This window comes from Stenotrophomonas sp. FSL W7-1447 (assembly GCF_037966425.1).
Lineage (GTDB): Bacteria > Pseudomonadota > Gammaproteobacteria > Xanthomonadales > Xanthomonadaceae > Stenotrophomonas > Stenotrophomonas pavanii.
Map to the genome: position 1 here is coordinate 524,702 of NZ_CP150199.1, position 15,370 is coordinate 540,071.

Sequence of the window (15,370 nt, forward strand, 5' to 3'; positions counted from 1 at the left end):
GTTGCCTCACTCCAGCGGTACCTGCTCGATCGGCACGCTGCGCGGGTTCTGCATGTGCTCGCGTGCAGGACCGTACTGCTGCTGCCGCTTGTGATGGAAGGCAATGAATTCATCGCGTGGCAGTGGCCGCGAGAACAGCCAGCCCTGGCCGAATTCCACATGCCGGCTGTGCAGGTAGGCCAGCTGCGCTTCGGTTTCCACGCCCTCGGCCACCACCCACAGGCCCAGCTCCTTGGCCATGTCGATGATGTGCGGGGTGACCGGGCTGGTCGCGCTTTCGGTGCCGATCGCATCGATGAACGACTTGTCGATCTTCAGCGCATCCAGTGGCAGCTGTTCCAGGTACTGCAGGCTGGAGAAGCCGACGCCGAAATCGTCGATGGCCACGCTGTGGCCTGCACGGCGGGCGGCGGCGAGCATGGTGCGCGCGCGGTCCAGGTCGAGGAAGCCACGTTCGGTGGCCTCCATCCAGATCTGCTGCGGCAGGATGCCGCTGCCGGCCATGTGCCGGGAGATCATCTTCAGGGCACGGCCGCTGCTGATGTCTTCGGCGGCGAGGTTGATCGCGATGTGGGCGCTGCGATCGGCCACCAGCAGCTCGCGCATGTCGCGCACCACGTTCTCGATCACCAGGTCGGTGACGTCGGCGATCATGCCCGCCTCTTCGGCCAGCGGAATGAACAGGTCCGGGCGCACCTGGGTGCCATCCGGGCGCTGCCAGCGGACCAGGGCCTCGGCGCCGACGCAGATGCCGGTGTCCAGTTCGATGATCGGCTGGTAATGCAGGTACAGCTCGCGGCGGCGGATGGCGGTGGCCAGTTCACCGCGCAGTGACAGGCGGCGGCGCGAGAGCCAGATCACCAGCCCGGCGCCGGCGGCGGCCAGCAGCAGGCCCACCGGCACGTACAGCCACGCCTGCTGGCGGAACGCGGCGGCCAGCGCGGTGCGCGGGGTGGTGGCGATCGCCAGCCATTCCTCGTTGCGCGCGGTGGCGAACAAGGTGGTGTGGTCCAGGCCCTCGCCGGGGTCGCGCAGCAGCGTCTGCAGCAGCTCCGGATCCAGGCCCGACTGCTTGGCCAGCAGGCGTCCATCGGGGCTGGCCAGTGCCAGCCGCACGTTCGGGTCGGCGATGACATCGACGAAGCGGCGCGGGTCCACCAGGGCGTCGTAGGACCCATACAGGACCGCCAGCACCTGGCGACGCCCGCTGACCTCCGGGCGCACGTCCACCACGATGCCGGCGCCGTCGCTGGTGACGTGGTCCGGCGTGGGTTGGTCGACGTCGGACAGGAAAGGCCCCCAGGACGTGCAGCGCAGCTTGCCGCCTTCGAAGTAGCCCATCTGGTCGATCGACGGGGTGGTCATCACCAGGGTCTGCATGCGCCGGATGTGCTCCGGACCGCAGGGCACGTAGGCACCGGCCTCGGCCGATTTCAGCGCGGCCAGCGCCTCCTGGTAGGACAGGTCGGAGCGGCGCAGGGTGCGGTCGGCGATGTCGCGCAGGCGCTGCTGTTCGACGCTGACCGCGCGGTCCCAGGTGGCGTAGGCCATGACCGCGATCGGTACCGCAGCGGCCAGCAGGGCCAGCGCGGTGGCGCCGATGATGACGCGCAGGCGGCTCATGGCCGGGGCTCCGGCGGGGCGGGCGGGGCAGGGCGCATGGTCGGGCCGGTCCTTGGGCAGGTGCGGCTATCTGAGCATGGCGCCGGGCCCGGCGGAATGGGATCAATACGGTATTCGGTCACATTGTGGTGAAAGCGGCCAGCTTTGACGTAATGGGCCGGTCTGGTGCTGGCGCTCGGCGCCGTGGAGGACTACCGTCGAACGCTTCGCCCACCCCTGTGCCCGCGCCCATGACCGAGCCCGCAACGCCCCCCGAGCACCTGCGCCGCAGCCTGTCCAACCGCCACCTGCAACTGATCGCCATCGGCGGTGCCATCGGCACCGGCCTGTTCATGGGCTCGGGCAAGACGATCAGCCTGGCCGGCCCCTCCATCATCTTCGTCTACCTGATCATCGGCGCGATGCTGTTCTTCGTGATGCGCGCGATGGGCGAACTGCTGCTGTCCAACCTGCAGTACAAGTCCTTCATCGACTTCTCCACCGACCTGCTCGGCCCGTGGGCCGGGTTTTTCTGTGGATGGACGTACTGGTTCTGCTGGATCGTCACTGCGATCGCGGACGTGATCGCGATCGCTGCCTACGCACAGTTCTGGTTCCCCGGGCTTGACGCCTGGATACCGGCGCTGGCCTGCGTGCTGCTGTTGCTGGCGCTGAACCTGGTGACGGTGAAGCTGTTCGGCGAAATGGAATTCTGGTTCGCGCTGATCAAGATCGTGGCGATCTGCGCGCTGATCATCACCGGTGCGGGGCTGGTGGCCTGGGGCTTCACCTCGCCGAGCGGCCACACCGCGTCGCTGTCGAACCTGTGGAATGACGGCGGACTGTTCCCGATGGGGCTGGTCGGCTTCTTCGCCGGCTTCCAGATTGCCGTGTTCGCCTTCGTCGGCATCGAGCTGGTCGGCACCACCGCCGCCGAGACTGCCGACCCCGAGCGCAACCTGCCCAAGGCGATCAACTCGATCCCGGTACGCATCATCATCTTCTACGTACTGGCGCTGGTCGCGATCATGGCCGTCACGCCGTGGCGCCAGGTGGTGCCGGACAAGAGCCCGTTCGTGCAGCTGTTCGTGCTGGCCGGCATTCCGGCCGCTGCCAGCCTGATCAACTTCGTGGTGCTGACCTCGGCCACGTCCTCGGCCAACAGCGGCATCTTCTCCACCAGCCGCATGCTGTACGGCCTGGCCGAAGAGGGCCATGCCCCGCGCGGGCTGTCGAAGCTGTCGCGCGCGGCGGTGCCGGCCCGCGGCCTGTTGTTCTCCTGCCTGTGCCTGCTGGGCGGCACCCTGCTGATCTACCTGATCCCGAACCTGGTGACCGCCTTCACCCTGGTGACGACGCTGGCCACCGTGCTCTTCATCTTCGTCTGGTCGCTGATCCTGGTGGCCTACATGGTCTACCGCCGCCGCTACCCGGAGCGCCACGCCGCCTCGATCTTCAAGATGCCCGGCGGCATCGCCATGTGCTGGGCCTGCCTGGTGTTCTTCGCCGGCGTGCTGGTGCTGCTGAGCCTGCAGGGCGACACCCGCCAGGCACTGATCGCCAGCCCGGCGTGGTTCGTGCTGCTGGGTGTGGGCTATTGGGTGCGGCGGAGGACCGCGAAGTGATCCGGAGTGGGGTCAGAGCCCGTTGCCCGGCAACGGGATCTGACCCCGGCAGGTCGCGGGACCGACCCCGCCTCCACGCAGGAAATCGGCTGTTGCCGTTGAGGTTGCCGGCCAGCGGCCGGCACTACCCCAGGTGCAGGGCGCAGCCCTGCCGGCCCCCATTCACCCAACATTAGCGGGCACGGCCGGATCATCCGGCCGCCATGTCCCGTCGCCCGCTCCTGCTCGCGCTGTTGCTGCTGCCCAGCCTGTGGCCCGGGCCAGCCGCTGCGCGCACCGTCTACCGCTGCGTGCAGGGCAACACGGTCAGCCTGGCCACCGCCCCGGAGCCCGGATCGCGGTGCACGCCGAAGGAGATCGACGACAACGCCGTCCAGACCCCCAACCTGTGGGGCAACATGGGCGTGTTCAGCGGCGTGCTGTACGAGCGCGAACAGGACGGGGCGCTGGTCTACTCCACGCGCAACCTGCCCGGCTCGCGGGTGTTCCTGAAGTTCACCGTGGCCACGCCGCCGGGCGAGCCGGCGCATGAAGGGCTGGGCAAGGTCGGCAAGCCGCAGCTGGCGCAGCATGCGCGGCAGTTCAAGGCGGCGGCCAAGGCGACCGGCGTCGATGACGCCTGGCTGCGCGCGATCGCCCATGCCGAAAGCAATTTCGATCCGTTGGCGGTATCCAGCAAGGGCGCACAGGGGGTGATGCAGTTGATGCCCGATACCGCGCAGGAGTACGGGGTGCGCGATCCGTTCTCGCCACAGCAGTCGATCGAGGGCGGCGCGCGCTACATGCGCGCGCTGCTGCGCCGCTACAACGGCGACCGTCCGTTGGCGGCGGCCGCCTACAACGCCGGCATCGGTGCAGTCACCCGCTACAAGGGCGTGCCGCCCTACGCCGAAACCCTGGCCTACGTGGACAAGGTGATGGCGCTGTACGCACGCTACCGCGAAGCCATGGGCATCCGCAGCGAGGTGCCGGCGCGCTAGCGGGAGGTGTGGGGCCGAGCGCACGCTCGGCTACGGATGAAGCAGCCGAGCGTGGGCTCGGCGCTACAGGCAATCGGCTCAGCGCGAGGTGGAGGTGCTGACCAGATCGTAGCGCTCGATGCGGCCGACGCGTGCCACCTCGGCCTGCACGTCGGCACGCTGCTTGAGTGCACGCCATGCGGCATCGATGCGCACGTCGCCCGGCCATGATGCATAGGTGCGCATGTCCTGCAGGCTGGCCAGGGTTTCACCGCGTTCAACCGGCGAACGCAGCTGTTCGATCAGGACGGCGGCGGCCCCGTCCAGGTCGCCCTCCTCCAGCAGCATTTCACGATGGAACAGGCGTGCGTCATCGCGCTGGGCCAGGATCACCGCGCGCGCCGCGTCGCGCGCCGCGGCGTCGCCGCGCTCGCGGGCGGCGGCGAACTGCAGCAGCGCCTGCGCGGCCTTGCCGTAGCCGGCGAGGCCTGGCATGTCATTCACTGCCTGCGCAGCATCCTGCATGCGTCCCATCGAACTGAGCACGAAGCCGACATTCATCTGGTGCTCGATGCCATCGGGGCCGAGCGCGCCGATGCGGGCGGCCTGCCTGGCCGTGGCCAGTGCCTCGTCCGTGCGGCCCAACCGGCGCAGCGCGGTGAGCCGGCTGTTGAGCAACCAGGCCACCCATTCCGCTTCCGCCGCCGTCGGCGACTCACCGTCGTTCGCGGCGCGGGCCATGCCCTCGGTCAGCGACAGCACTTCCTCATTGCGGTCCAGCATCAGCAGGGTGGTGCCGAACTCGGCCATGCGCGCGTCCAGTGCGCGGTCGAGCAGGCCGGAGACACGCAGTTCATCAAGGTGCCGCTGCGCCGCCTGCACCGGATCGAAACGCGCATCGCCGCGATCGACGTAGCGGTCGAAGCGCTTGTCGCTGCGCAGGCGGATGATCTCGGCCGGGCTGTCGATGCGTGCCAGCGTGGCTGCAACACTGCCGCTGCGGCCGTGGTCGGCCTGCAGCGTGGCCAGCGCCAGCCACAGCCCGGTCGGCTCCAGGCCGCCGCTCTTCCAGCCGTTGTCGAACAGTGCCTGCAGCAGGTCCATGCGCTGCTGCGGCTGGTCACGCAGGCGGTATTGCAGGTAGTTGATGGCATGGTGATCGACCGGCAGCGGTGCCTCGGCATGCTTCAGCGCCGTCACCAAGAACCTCGTCGCTGCAGCCGGCTGGTTGTCCGACAGCTCCACCGACACCTGGGTGAGCAGGACCTGCGCGTCTTCCGGCAACGCCTCCTGCGCCCGCTGCAGGTAACGGCGGGCCAGCGCCGGCTTCTTCTGCATCAGTGCAGTCCAGCCGGCGACCTGCGCGGCGCGGCCGCGATGCTCGGCATCGAAGTCGTCCAGCAGCGGATCCTCCATCAGCCGCTCCATGCTGATCAGCGCGCCGAGCGTATTGCCACTGCGTGCCTGCTGGATCGCTTCATCCCAGCGTGTGGCGTACGCCGCGTGTACGGCATCGGCGGTGGCCGATGGCTTCTGCGGGACCACCGTGATCGAGGCGGCGGCGGGCGCGCTGGCCAATGCGGCCAGCAGCAGGGCGGTGAGCGGGAGAAGGCGGGGCATGGAGGATCTCCATCCGTGGGAACCGCATTGAACCTGCTGCCGCCAGCGAGGACAAGCGCGGGAAAGCGAATTCTGGCGTTCAGGCGCAGGATCGTTCGTGGCGGAACGCCTGCGCAGCGTCTATTGTCGGTGCCTCTTCAAACAGCAGGCAGAGGCGGCGCAACGCGATGGCACGGTGGCAATGGATGGCGGCAGGGGTGGCATTGGCAACAGCGGTGGGCTTGGCTGCAACGTGGTGGGATACACCGCTGAATACGCTGGCCGGCCCCACGGGCCCGGCGCCCACGCCGTTGGCCTGGACCGCGCAGATCGAGCCGCTGGCCGGCGATGGCCACCCGGGTGACCGCGATGGTGCGTCTGCACAGGCCCGCTTCGCCGACCCGTATGCACTGCTGCGCACCGCCGATGGCAGCGTCTACTTCACCGATGCCGGGGACAACAACCGGATCCGCCGCCGCCTGCCCGATGGCCGTGTTGAAACGGTGGCCGGGCAGGGCGAGGGCCGCGTTGATGGCCCGGCGCTGCAGGCCAGCTTCAATACGCCCTCGGGCATCGCCGCTGATGCGCAGGGCAACCTGTACGTGGCCGACACGGGCAACCATGCGATCCGCCGCATCGGTGCCGATGGCCAGGTGACCACCCTGGCCGGTGGCGAGCAGGGCGTTGCCGATGGCCCTGCGGCGCAGGCCCGCTTCGATGCGCCGATGGGCATCGCGGTGGACGCACAGGGGCAGGTCTACGTGGCCGATACGTTCAACGATCGCATCCGGGTGATCGGTACCGATGGCAGCGTGCGTACCCTGGCCGGGGGTGACCGGCCGGGCTTTGCCGATGGCGCGGGCGCCGCCGCGCGCTTCGACACGCCGGTGGCGCTGGCCTTCGACGCGCAGGGCGCGTTGCTGGTGGCCGACCTGTTCAACAATGCGGTGCGCCGCGTAGGCGCCGACGGCACGGTCAGCACCCTGGTCGCCGCCGGCGGCGTGATCAATGGGCCGCTGTCGCTGGCCACCACGCACGACGGCGTGCTGTACGTGGGTGACCTCGATGGCCGCATCGTGCAGGTGACGGCGCAGGGCCATCAGATCGCCCTGGTCGGCAATGGCCGCTTGCCGCGGCTGGCCCGCCCCAGCGGGCTGGCCATGGATGCCGATGGCAGCGTGCTGGTGGCCGACGCCGCCAGCTATCGCCTGCATCGCCTTCGCCCGCTGCCGGTCGGCGACCTGCCGGCGCCGGCACTGGTCGGCCCGGCTGCCGATGCCGCGCTGCCGGAGACCGGGGGCCGTTGGCCGCTGGCACCGCAGGACGGCTGGCACGAAGTGGTCGGCACGCTGGGCGAGGTGCGTGGCAACTTCACCGGTGAGAGCCGCCACCACCTGCATGGCGGCTTCGACGTGCGGGGCGATGTCGGCCAGACCGTGCTGGCGATCGCCGATGGCAAGATCAGCAGCCCGGTGGCGGCCTGGAACCTGGGCGAGCAGGCCGAGGGCCTGGCCGTGGATCGCCTCAAGTACATCCACATGCGGGTCGGCCGCACTCCGCGCGATGAACCCTATGACGCGCGCTGGCAGGCGCTGTACGACGAGCAGGGCAAACTGGAGCGGATGCGCGTGCGCCGCGGCATGCGCATCCACGTCGGTGATCGCCTGGGCAGCATCAACAACCAGGCGCACGTGCACCTGGCGGTGGGTACCGGTGGCTTCGAGACCAACGCGGTGGCGCTGGGCTTCCAGGGCTACGCCGACCACTTCGCACCGCGCATCACCGATGTGGCCCTGCTGGACGACAACGACCAGCCGATGGCCGCCGGCAGCGATGGCGTGGTGATGGTGGCGCGCCAGGGCCGCGGCGTGCAGATCGTGGTCGAGGCCTGGGACCAGGTCGACAACAACCTGCCGCGCCGCCGCCTGGGCATGTACCAGGTGGGCTACCAGATCCTCGACGCCGGTGGCCGGGCGCTGCAGGGCTATGAACAGCCACGCTGGAACATCGTGTTCAACCGCATGCCGCCGCAGAAGGAAGCGGTGCGGGTGGCCTACGCCCCCGACAGTGGCATCACCGTGCACGGCAGCGCGGTGACCCGGTTCCGCTACCTGGCCACCAACACCGTGCGCGACGGCCTGATGGAAACCGGGCGCTGGCAGCCGGCGGCGCTGCCGCCGGGCGAGTACATCGTGCGCGCCAGCGTGCGCGACTACAGCGGCAACGAAGGCATCGGCCCGCGCGAGATCAGGGTGCGGCTGCTGCCATAGCCGCAGCCGGGGCGCCGCAGCGTTCGCGCTCGGCGTCCATGTCTTCCAGCGGCCGCACCTCGATGCTGCCGAAGCGTGCCCACGGGAAGTCGCGGGCGATGCGCATGGCTTCGTCGCGGTCGCGCGCGACGATCAGGTTGAAGCCGGCCAGCAGCTCGCGGGTTTCGGCGAACGGGCCATCGAGCACGCGGCTGTGTCCATCGCGCACGCGCAGGGTCTGTGCGGTATCGACTGGCTGCAGCTTCTGGGCGGCCAGCAGCGTGCCTTCGGCCTGCAGCTGGTCGGCGTGCGCCAGGCAGTCGCGCATCAGCGCGTTGAATTCTTCGGTGGGCAGCGCCTGCAGCAGGGCAGGCTCGATATAGATCAGAAGCAGGTACTGCTGCATGGCACGGTCCTGGCGGGGCGGGTGTCCATGATCGCGCAGGATTGCGCATGGGCATGTTGCAGCGCAGAAGCGCGCCTTCGGCGGAGATCGGCGAACGGCAGAGCCCCTCCGTGGTGGCGCTACAGCGTGATGCTTGGGCTTGGCCGGGTGGGTAGGCGGGTCGGGGGACGCCGTAAACCCATCCATGGGGGCTTGGCCGCGGCATCCATGCCGCGGACACCCCCGCCCCGCCTACCCACCCGGCCTTGGACAGTTTCCTGCGGCGTCCACCCCGGAAAATCACAAACAAGAGCAAGAGCGGGTCGCTTCGCTCGCAAAGCTGAGGCCGCCAGCCAACCGCCGTTGCTGCTGCTTTTGCTTTTGCCTTTTCTCTTGATTTTCCCGTGGGGGGGGCGGCCGCAGAGATCTGTCTGGGGCCGGGCGGGTGGGGTTGGCGGGGTATCCGCGCCATGGATGGCGCGGCTAAGCCCCCACGGATGGGTTCACGGCGTCCCCGCCAACCCCACCCGCCCGGCCCACTCCCAGAAAACCAGCTTTCAGCGACCCACCCAACCCACCACGGAGGGGCTCCGCCGTTCGCCGACCTCCGCCGAAGGCGCGCTTTCCGCGCAAGAAAAAATTTCCAACCGACCTGTCGATTCCCCGCCCCCTGGTTCGTTGTACCCAGTGAAGGGCACGCACCACGCGTCCCACGGGAGACCGCAATGAAAGTGATGGTGATCGTGAAGGCCAACGCCGACTCCGAAGCCGGCCGCATGCCCAGCGAACAGGAATTGTCCGAAATGGGCGCCTTCAACGAGCAACTGGTCGCGGCCGGCATCATGCTGGCCGGCGAAGGCCTGCACGCCACCCAGCGCGGCCGCCGCATCCATTTCGGTGGCACCGCCCCCCGGGTCGAGGCCGGTCCGTTCGGCCCGGCCAGCGAACAGATCGCCGGCTTCTGGCTGTGGGAGGTGCGCTCGCTGGAGGAGGCGGTCGAATGGGCCAGCCGTGCGCCGTTCGGCAGCGGCGGCACGCTTGAACTGCGCCCGCTGATGTCCGCGGAAGACTTCGGTGAGGCCTTCACCCCCGAATTACAGCAGCAGGAACAGCGTCTGCGTGCACAGCTGGAAGGTTGACCCGATTCATCTCCATGCCGGGCACGATCCGGCGCCATCCCCTTGAACCACACACGGAGCATTGCGATGAAACTGATTCCCTTCCTCGGCTTCAGCGGCCAGGCCCACGAGGCGATGGCGTTCTACGCCAAGGCACTCGGTGGCCAGGTCACTTCGGAAATGAAATACCGCGACATGCCGCCGTCCGATGGCTCGCCGGGCTGCAACGAGATGCCGCCGGAAACCCTGGACCACGTCGCCCACAGCCAGCTGGAGATCGGCAGCGCCATCGTGATGGCGGCCGACGGCCCCGGCGGCGGCGAGGGCAGCTCGACCACCATCAATGTCGACGTCGACAGCGTCGAAGAAGCCGAACGCGTGTTCGCGGCACTGGCCGAAGGCGGGCAGGTGCAGATGCCGATCGCCGAAACGTTCTGGGCGCACCGCTGGGGCATGCTGATCGACCGCTACGGCAAGCCGTGGATGGTCAACTGCATGAAGCAGCCCTGATACCGCCCTCTCCATCCACCCAGGAGCTTTACCGATGAGTGCACCACAACCGCAGATGATCTTCGTCAACCTGCCCGTGCAGGACCTGAACGCGTCCAAGGCCTTCTTCGCCGCGCTGGGCTACAGCTTCAACCCGGCCTTCACCAACGACGATGCCGCCTGCATGGTCATCAGTGAAAGCATCTTCGTGATGCTGCTGACCCAGCCGTTCTTCAAGCAGTTCACCACCAAGCCGATCGCCGACGCGCGCAGCCAGACCGAGGTGATCACCTGCCTGTCGGCGGACAGCCGCAAGGCGGTGGACGCGATGGTGGACAAGGCACTGGCCGCCGGTGCCAGCGAACCGCAGCCGGCGCGCGATTACGGCTTCATGTACCAGCGTGGCTTCCAGGACCTGGATGGCCATCTCTGGGAAATCGCACACATGGACGGCGAGCCGGGCTGACCGCCGCCGCAAGGGAGAACCCTCATGGCTTACGTGGATGCTTACGTGCTGCCGTGCCCACAGGACAAGGTGGCGGCTTACCGTCGCCTTGCCCGCAAGGCCGGCGCGGTGTGGAAGGACCATGGCGCGCTGCAGTACATGGAATGCGTGGCTGACGATGTGGAACCGGGCAAGCGCACCTCGTTCCCGCGCGCGGTCAAGGCAAAGCCCGGCGAAACGGTGATCGTTGCGTTCGTGGTGTTCCGTTCGCGCGCGGCACGCGACCGCATCAATGCCAGGGTGATGGCCGACCCGCGGCTGGCGTCGCTCGGCCCGAAGGACATGCCGTTCGATACCAAACGCATGTTCTGGGGCGGCTTCAAGCCCATCGTCGAAGCGTGAGCCATGGCGCTTGTGCGGGCCGGGCGTGCGTGCTGTGATCGGCGCATGCTCGATCCCGCACTGACGCAGCGTCTGGAAACCCTCTGGCGGATGGAGTCGCCAGTGTTGATCGCGCGCCTGGCGCGGCTGCTCGGCGGCGATGTCGGCCGTGCCGAGGAGCTGGCCCAGGACACCTGGCTGGCCGCGCTGGAGCGCTGGCCGGAGCAGGGCATCCCGGACAACCCCGGAGCCTGGCTGATGACCACTGCGCGCAACCGCGCCATCGATGTGCTGCGCCAGCACCAGCGGGTGGCACAGCAGCATGCGCAGTGGGGCGAGGAACTGCATCCGGCGGCACTGCCGGCGCCGGATGACAGCCAGGCACTGGAGGACGACCTGGGCGATGACCTGCTGCGGCTGATGTTCGTGGCCTGCCATCCGGTGCTGCCGGCCGATGCGCGGGTGGCACTGACCCTGCGCCTGCTCGGTGGCCTGACCACCGTCGAGATCGCGCGTGCGTTCCTGCAGCCGGAGCCGACCATCGCCCAGCGCATCGTGCGCGCCAAGCGCACGCTGGCGCAGAAGCAGGTGCCCTATGAAGTGCCGCGCGCAGACGCGATGCCGGAGCGGTTGGCCTCGGTGCTGGAGGCGGTCTACCTGGTGTTCAACGAAGGCTATGCGGCCAGCGCCGGTGACGACTGGATGCGTCCGGCGTTGTGCGAGGAGGCGCTGCGGCTGGCGCGCATCCTGGCCCATCGCCTGCCGGTGCCGCCGGTACTGGGCCTGCTGGCGCTGATGGAACTGCAGGCCTCGCGCGCGGCGGCACGCATGGATGCACGGGGCGCGCCGGTGCTGCTGGACCAGCAGAACCGCGCGCGCTGGGACTGGTTGCAGATCGAACGCGGCCAGCAGGTGCTGGCGCGCGCGCTGGCGGCCGGTGGTGGCGACGATCCCTATGTCCTGCAGGCGCGCATCGCCGCCTGCCATGCGGCTGCGCGGCGCGCCGACGCTACCGACTGGCCGCGTATCGCCGCGCTCTATGCACAGCTGCTGCAGGTGCAACCTTCGCCGGTGGTGGCATTGAACCGGGTGGTGGCGATCCTGCGCAGCGAAGGCCCGTTCGCCGCGTGGGCGCAGCTGCAACCCCTGCTGGTCGACGCGCGCCTGCGCGACTATGCGCCGCTGCAGGTGGTTCGTGGCGAGCTGTTGCAGGCACTGGGGCGTGAGCAGGATGCGCGTGACGCTTTTGCCGCGGCCGCCGAACTCAGCCAGAACCGCGCCGAGCGCGGACTGTTGCGGCGACGGGCGGGACTACCGCCCACGGACTGAGCCGACAAGGACAGCACTTGTCGCCGGGCGCCTGAGCGGCTATGTTTCGCGCCCAGCGGACGCATCAGCGTCCGCATTCCATGCGTATTGACCGAGGAGCGGTTGGATGTATTCAAGGACGAAGAGCGCATCGCGCGCTTTTGCGCGCCTGCTTGCCTGTGCCCTGTGCCTGGCCGTATGGCCGATGGCCGTGCAGGCCGCCGACAAATCACAGCAGGCTTACTGGGCCGGGTTTGCCTACACCGCCGACGCCGCTGCCGTGCAGGCGACCACGCCGCATGCGCACGCCGTGCTGGAAAAGCGCGGCTTGATCCCGCTCAACCAGGCGCTGGCACAGTCGCTCAAGCGCCGAGCCCCGGCCCACCTGGAGCTGATCGACCAGCCGGTGGCGATGCTGGACGGCACCACCAGCGCGACCGTGCTGGCCGCCGCGCTGGACCGCGAACTGGTGTCGGTCGAGCCGATCGGCGACCAGTACAAGGTGCTGGTGGAAGTGGCGCTGCAGGCGCTGTTCTTCGACTTCCGCGAGCGCCAGGTGATTGCCTCCTATCCGCTCACCCTGCAGCGCATCGACGTGCAGGACTACCGTCCTGACAACGATGATATCGACGCGATCGTCGCCGATCTGCTGTACGGCAGCGCCGAGACCAGCCTGTCGCAGGTACTCGCGGCGAGCCTGGCACAGGCCCGGCTGCCCGACGCCGCCGTGCGCCGCCTGCAGGTGGGCGGGGTGACCCTGTCCGATGCGGTGCGCGCCAAGCTGCCCGACCCGAAATGGGAAGCGACGCTGCGCGCGACGCTGGCGCACGAGTTGTCCAAGACGCTGTCGTCCAACACCGGCGTCGGCCTGCTGCCACCGGCCTCGGGCCAGGCGATCGGCGGTGCGATGGCCGCCCGCTTTGCCGATGGCAAGGTCTACCAGCTGAAGATTCCCGAGCCCGACTACGTCATCACCCTGCAGGTCGACGCGCTGAAGAACGGCGTGATCCAGGAAACCCCGGCGATGAAGACGATGCTGTTCGGTGCGTTCTTCACCGCCAAGGTGACCGAGCCGTTCTCGGGCAAGGTCTATTTCGAACAGCCGCTGCGCAAGGGGGCCACCAAGGTGGTGCCGGTCACGCAGTGGCAGGTCGACCAGTGGTCGGCCAGCTACGAAACCCTGCTGGCCGGGCTCGACGCCTTCGCCGGCGCCGCTGCCAGGCGCGCCGATTCGCGCGCGTGGCTGGACGAACAGAAGCCGGGCGGCCGCCCGTTGCAGCAGCAGACCCAAGCCCTCCAGGAGTTGATCAAGTCATGTCGTTGATGCGTACCATCCTGCTCATCCTCATCGCGCTGGTGGTGGCCTCTCCGGTCGCTGCACAGACCGCCAGCTCGCGCGGCACCGGCTCGGCCAGCTACGGCCTGCGCCTGAGCGCCGATACCCGCGCCCAGGCCCTGAACAAGGCCAAGGTCAACGCACTGGAGGCATACATCGCCGAAACCGGTGCGGCCAAGCTGCGCCTGTTCGAAGCTCGTCGCGCCGAGTTCATCGGCGAGATCGACCGCTACGTGCTCAGCGCCGTGCAGCTGTCGGACACCGAAGACAAGAAGGCCAAGACCTACACCGTCACCGTCCGCGCCGAGATCAACACCACCCTGCTGCAGACCAAGCTGGATGCGGGTTCGGCCGTGGCCGGCGCCACCGCCGCACAGCGCTCGCTGCTGACTTTCCTGTTCATGGCGCGCTCGCAGGACACCGTGCAGTCGTTCCAGGACAAGGAATACCGCCGCGTCGACGCCAGCAGCAGCTACAGCGAGAACACCCGCGAAGGCGACAGCTTCCGCGGCAACTCGGTCAGCACCAACGGCAGCATCAACCAGAACGGTTCGGTGTCGGTCACCAGCGGCGGCAGCACCACCGCGCGCGCCGACAACATCACCTGGAAGGTGGCCAACGCCGCCGAAGTCAACACCGCGATGACCGGTGCCTTCAGTGCTGCCGGCTACGAAGTGGTGGAAGCGGAGTACGTGGAAGGCGAGTCGCGCGGCCTGCTCAGCATCGAGCGCATCCGCAAGGACTTCAGCACCGGCAACGACCTGGCCCCGGCCACCCTGCGTGACACCGCCAACGGCATCCGCGCGGCCAACATCCCCTACATCGCCGTCGGCACGCTCGACGTCGGCATGCGCGACCGCGATCCGGCCAGTGGCAACACCCGCGTGTTCGTCACCGTCACCGGCAAGGTGCTGGATGTGACCGGCCGCTTCCCGCGCACCGTGTCGTCGGTGGGCCCGGTGCAGTTCTCCGGTACCGGCCCGAACGAAACCGTGGCCCGTACCAATGCCCTGCAGCTGGCTGCCGAAAAGGCGGCCCAGCAGATGATCAACGAACTGAACGTCAAGGCGGTCCGCTGATCCGCCGCCCGCGGCAGGTGCCGAGCTCGCTCGGCATCGCCCCAGGGTTCACCGATTCCCCGCGTGCCGCACCGCGGCCGTCTCTCCCAAAGGACATCCTCATGATCCGCAATACCGCTCTTGTCGTGGCCATCGCCGCCGCTACCCTGTCGATGCCGGCGCACGCCGGCCTGGGCAAGCTGAAGGACCTGGCCGGTGCCGCCACCGGTTCCTCCACCAGCAGCGCCTCCAGCGCCGCCGCTCCGGACGAAGCCGCGCAGGAAGCGCTGGTGCGCCGTTTCGTCAGCTCGCAGTCGCACTCGCTGCAGGCCCAGACCTCGTTCGCCCGCGCCTTCGGCCTGGCCGAGCAGGTGCAGCTGCTGGAAGCCGAGCGCCAGGCGCTGTCGTCGGGTTCGGTCAGCGTCGATGCGATGAAGAAGTCGGTGTCGGTCAGTGAAGCCGCCCAGGCCGCGATCAACGAGCGCCAGGCCGCGCAGCCGGAACTGAACGCTGAATCCAAGCAGCACTACGCCGAAGGCCTTGTCTCGCTGCTGGCGTCGGCCGCCGAAGCGCAGAAGCTCGGTGGCGAGGCGAGCAACTTCACTGCCGGCATGAAGAACCTGGGCGCGACCCAGATGGCGACCGTTGGCCGCAAGCTGGCGGCAGGTGCCTGGGTTGCCAAGGAATCGCCGGGCTTCATCCAGGGCCTGTACGGCTCGACCAAGTCGGCCGTGACCTTCGCCAAGAAGAGCAAGGTGAAGGTCCCGTCGAACGCCGATTCGATGCTCGACTCGATCTGATCCGAGGTTCAACCCC

The 15,370-nt window shown here is 68.6% G+C and carries 14 protein-coding genes; 11 read left to right on the forward strand and 3 right to left on the reverse strand.

The features are described 5' to 3' along the window. Positions 1 to 6: 6 nt before the first annotated feature. Positions 7 to 1,623 (reverse strand): EAL domain-containing protein, encoded by a 1,617-nt coding sequence (locus NSQ78_RS02405; protein WP_049466080.1) that lies wholly within the window; start codon positions 1,621 to 1,623, stop codon positions 7 to 9. A gap of 230 nt (positions 1,624 to 1,853) precedes the next feature. Here NSQ78_RS02405 and cycA point away from each other — a divergent pair, with 230 nt between their 5' ends. Both cycA and NSQ78_RS02415 read left to right on the forward strand, forming a co-directional pair. Further along, the gene (gene cycA, locus NSQ78_RS02410) at positions 1,854 to 3,227 is read left to right on the forward strand and encodes a D-serine/D-alanine/glycine transporter (protein ID WP_064237551.1); all 1,374 of its coding nucleotides are present in this window, start codon (positions 1,854 to 1,856) and stop codon (positions 3,225 to 3,227) included. Between the two features lie 203 nt (positions 3,228 to 3,430). Further along, positions 3,431 to 4,207, forward strand: coding sequence for a lytic transglycosylase domain-containing protein (locus tag NSQ78_RS02415; protein ID WP_049467499.1), 777 nt, complete (start codon positions 3,431 to 3,433; stop codon positions 4,205 to 4,207). A gap of 78 nt (positions 4,208 to 4,285) precedes the next feature. Here the strand turns inward: NSQ78_RS02415 and NSQ78_RS02420 are convergent, their stop codons facing one another. Next, complete coding sequence (locus NSQ78_RS02420; protein WP_064237552.1) at positions 4,286 to 5,806, reverse strand: hypothetical protein; 1,521 nt, start codon at positions 5,804 to 5,806, stop codon at positions 4,286 to 4,288. Positions 5,807 to 5,973: 167 nt separating this feature from the next. Here NSQ78_RS02420 and NSQ78_RS02425 point away from each other — a divergent pair, with 167 nt between their 5' ends. Beyond that, positions 5,974 to 8,055 carry a gluconolaconase gene (locus NSQ78_RS02425; protein WP_149901993.1) on the forward strand — a complete coding sequence of 694 codons (2,082 nt, stop codon included), beginning with the start codon at positions 5,974 to 5,976 and terminating at the stop codon, positions 8,053 to 8,055. Here NSQ78_RS02425 and NSQ78_RS02430 read toward each other — a convergent pair. Beyond that, on the reverse strand, positions 8,033 to 8,440 hold the full coding sequence (locus NSQ78_RS02430) for a YciI family protein (RefSeq protein WP_049467505.1): 408 nt from the start codon (positions 8,438 to 8,440) through the stop codon (positions 8,033 to 8,035). The genes NSQ78_RS02425 and NSQ78_RS02430 overlap by 23 nt on opposite strands. 704 nt (positions 8,441 to 9,144) lie before the next feature. Here NSQ78_RS02430 and NSQ78_RS02435 point away from each other — a divergent pair. The 8 genes from NSQ78_RS02435 to NSQ78_RS02470 all read left to right on the forward strand — a co-directional run bounded on the left by NSQ78_RS02435 (position 9,145) and on the right by NSQ78_RS02470 (position 15,354). Beyond that, a complete protein-coding gene (locus NSQ78_RS02435; RefSeq protein ID WP_064237554.1) occupies positions 9,145 to 9,558 on the forward strand; it encodes a YciI family protein in 414 nt (137 codons plus the stop codon). 66 nt (positions 9,559 to 9,624) lie between these two features. Then, entirely contained in the window at positions 9,625 to 10,047 is a 423-nt protein-coding gene (locus tag NSQ78_RS02440) for a VOC family protein (protein ID WP_064237555.1), read from the forward strand. A gap of 34 nt (positions 10,048 to 10,081) precedes the next feature. Further along, positions 10,082 to 10,492, forward strand: coding sequence for a VOC family protein (locus NSQ78_RS02445; RefSeq protein WP_053462047.1), 411 nt, complete (start codon positions 10,082 to 10,084; stop codon positions 10,490 to 10,492). A 24-nt stretch (positions 10,493 to 10,516) separates the two neighbouring features. Next, positions 10,517 to 10,873, forward strand: coding sequence for a DUF1428 domain-containing protein (locus NSQ78_RS02450; protein ID WP_053462048.1), 357 nt, complete (start codon positions 10,517 to 10,519; stop codon positions 10,871 to 10,873). A gap of 45 nt (positions 10,874 to 10,918) precedes the next feature. Beyond that, a complete protein-coding gene (locus NSQ78_RS02455; protein WP_064237556.1) occupies positions 10,919 to 12,181 on the forward strand; it encodes a sigma-70 family RNA polymerase sigma factor in 1,263 nt (420 codons plus the stop codon). A 106-nt stretch (positions 12,182 to 12,287) separates the two neighbouring features. Next, complete coding sequence (locus NSQ78_RS02460; RefSeq protein WP_053462049.1) at positions 12,288 to 13,484, forward strand: hypothetical protein; 1,197 nt, start codon at positions 12,288 to 12,290, stop codon at positions 13,482 to 13,484. Next, on the forward strand, positions 13,475 to 14,575 hold the full coding sequence (locus NSQ78_RS02465) for a hypothetical protein (protein ID WP_049464579.1): 1,101 nt from the start codon (positions 13,475 to 13,477) through the stop codon (positions 14,573 to 14,575). Before NSQ78_RS02460 ends, NSQ78_RS02465 begins: the two co-directional genes overlap by 10 nt. Positions 14,576 to 14,676: 101 nt before the next feature. Further along, complete coding sequence (locus NSQ78_RS02470; RefSeq protein WP_049464577.1) at positions 14,677 to 15,354, forward strand: hypothetical protein; 678 nt, start codon at positions 14,677 to 14,679, stop codon at positions 15,352 to 15,354. Positions 15,355 to 15,370: the final 16 nt, after the last annotated feature.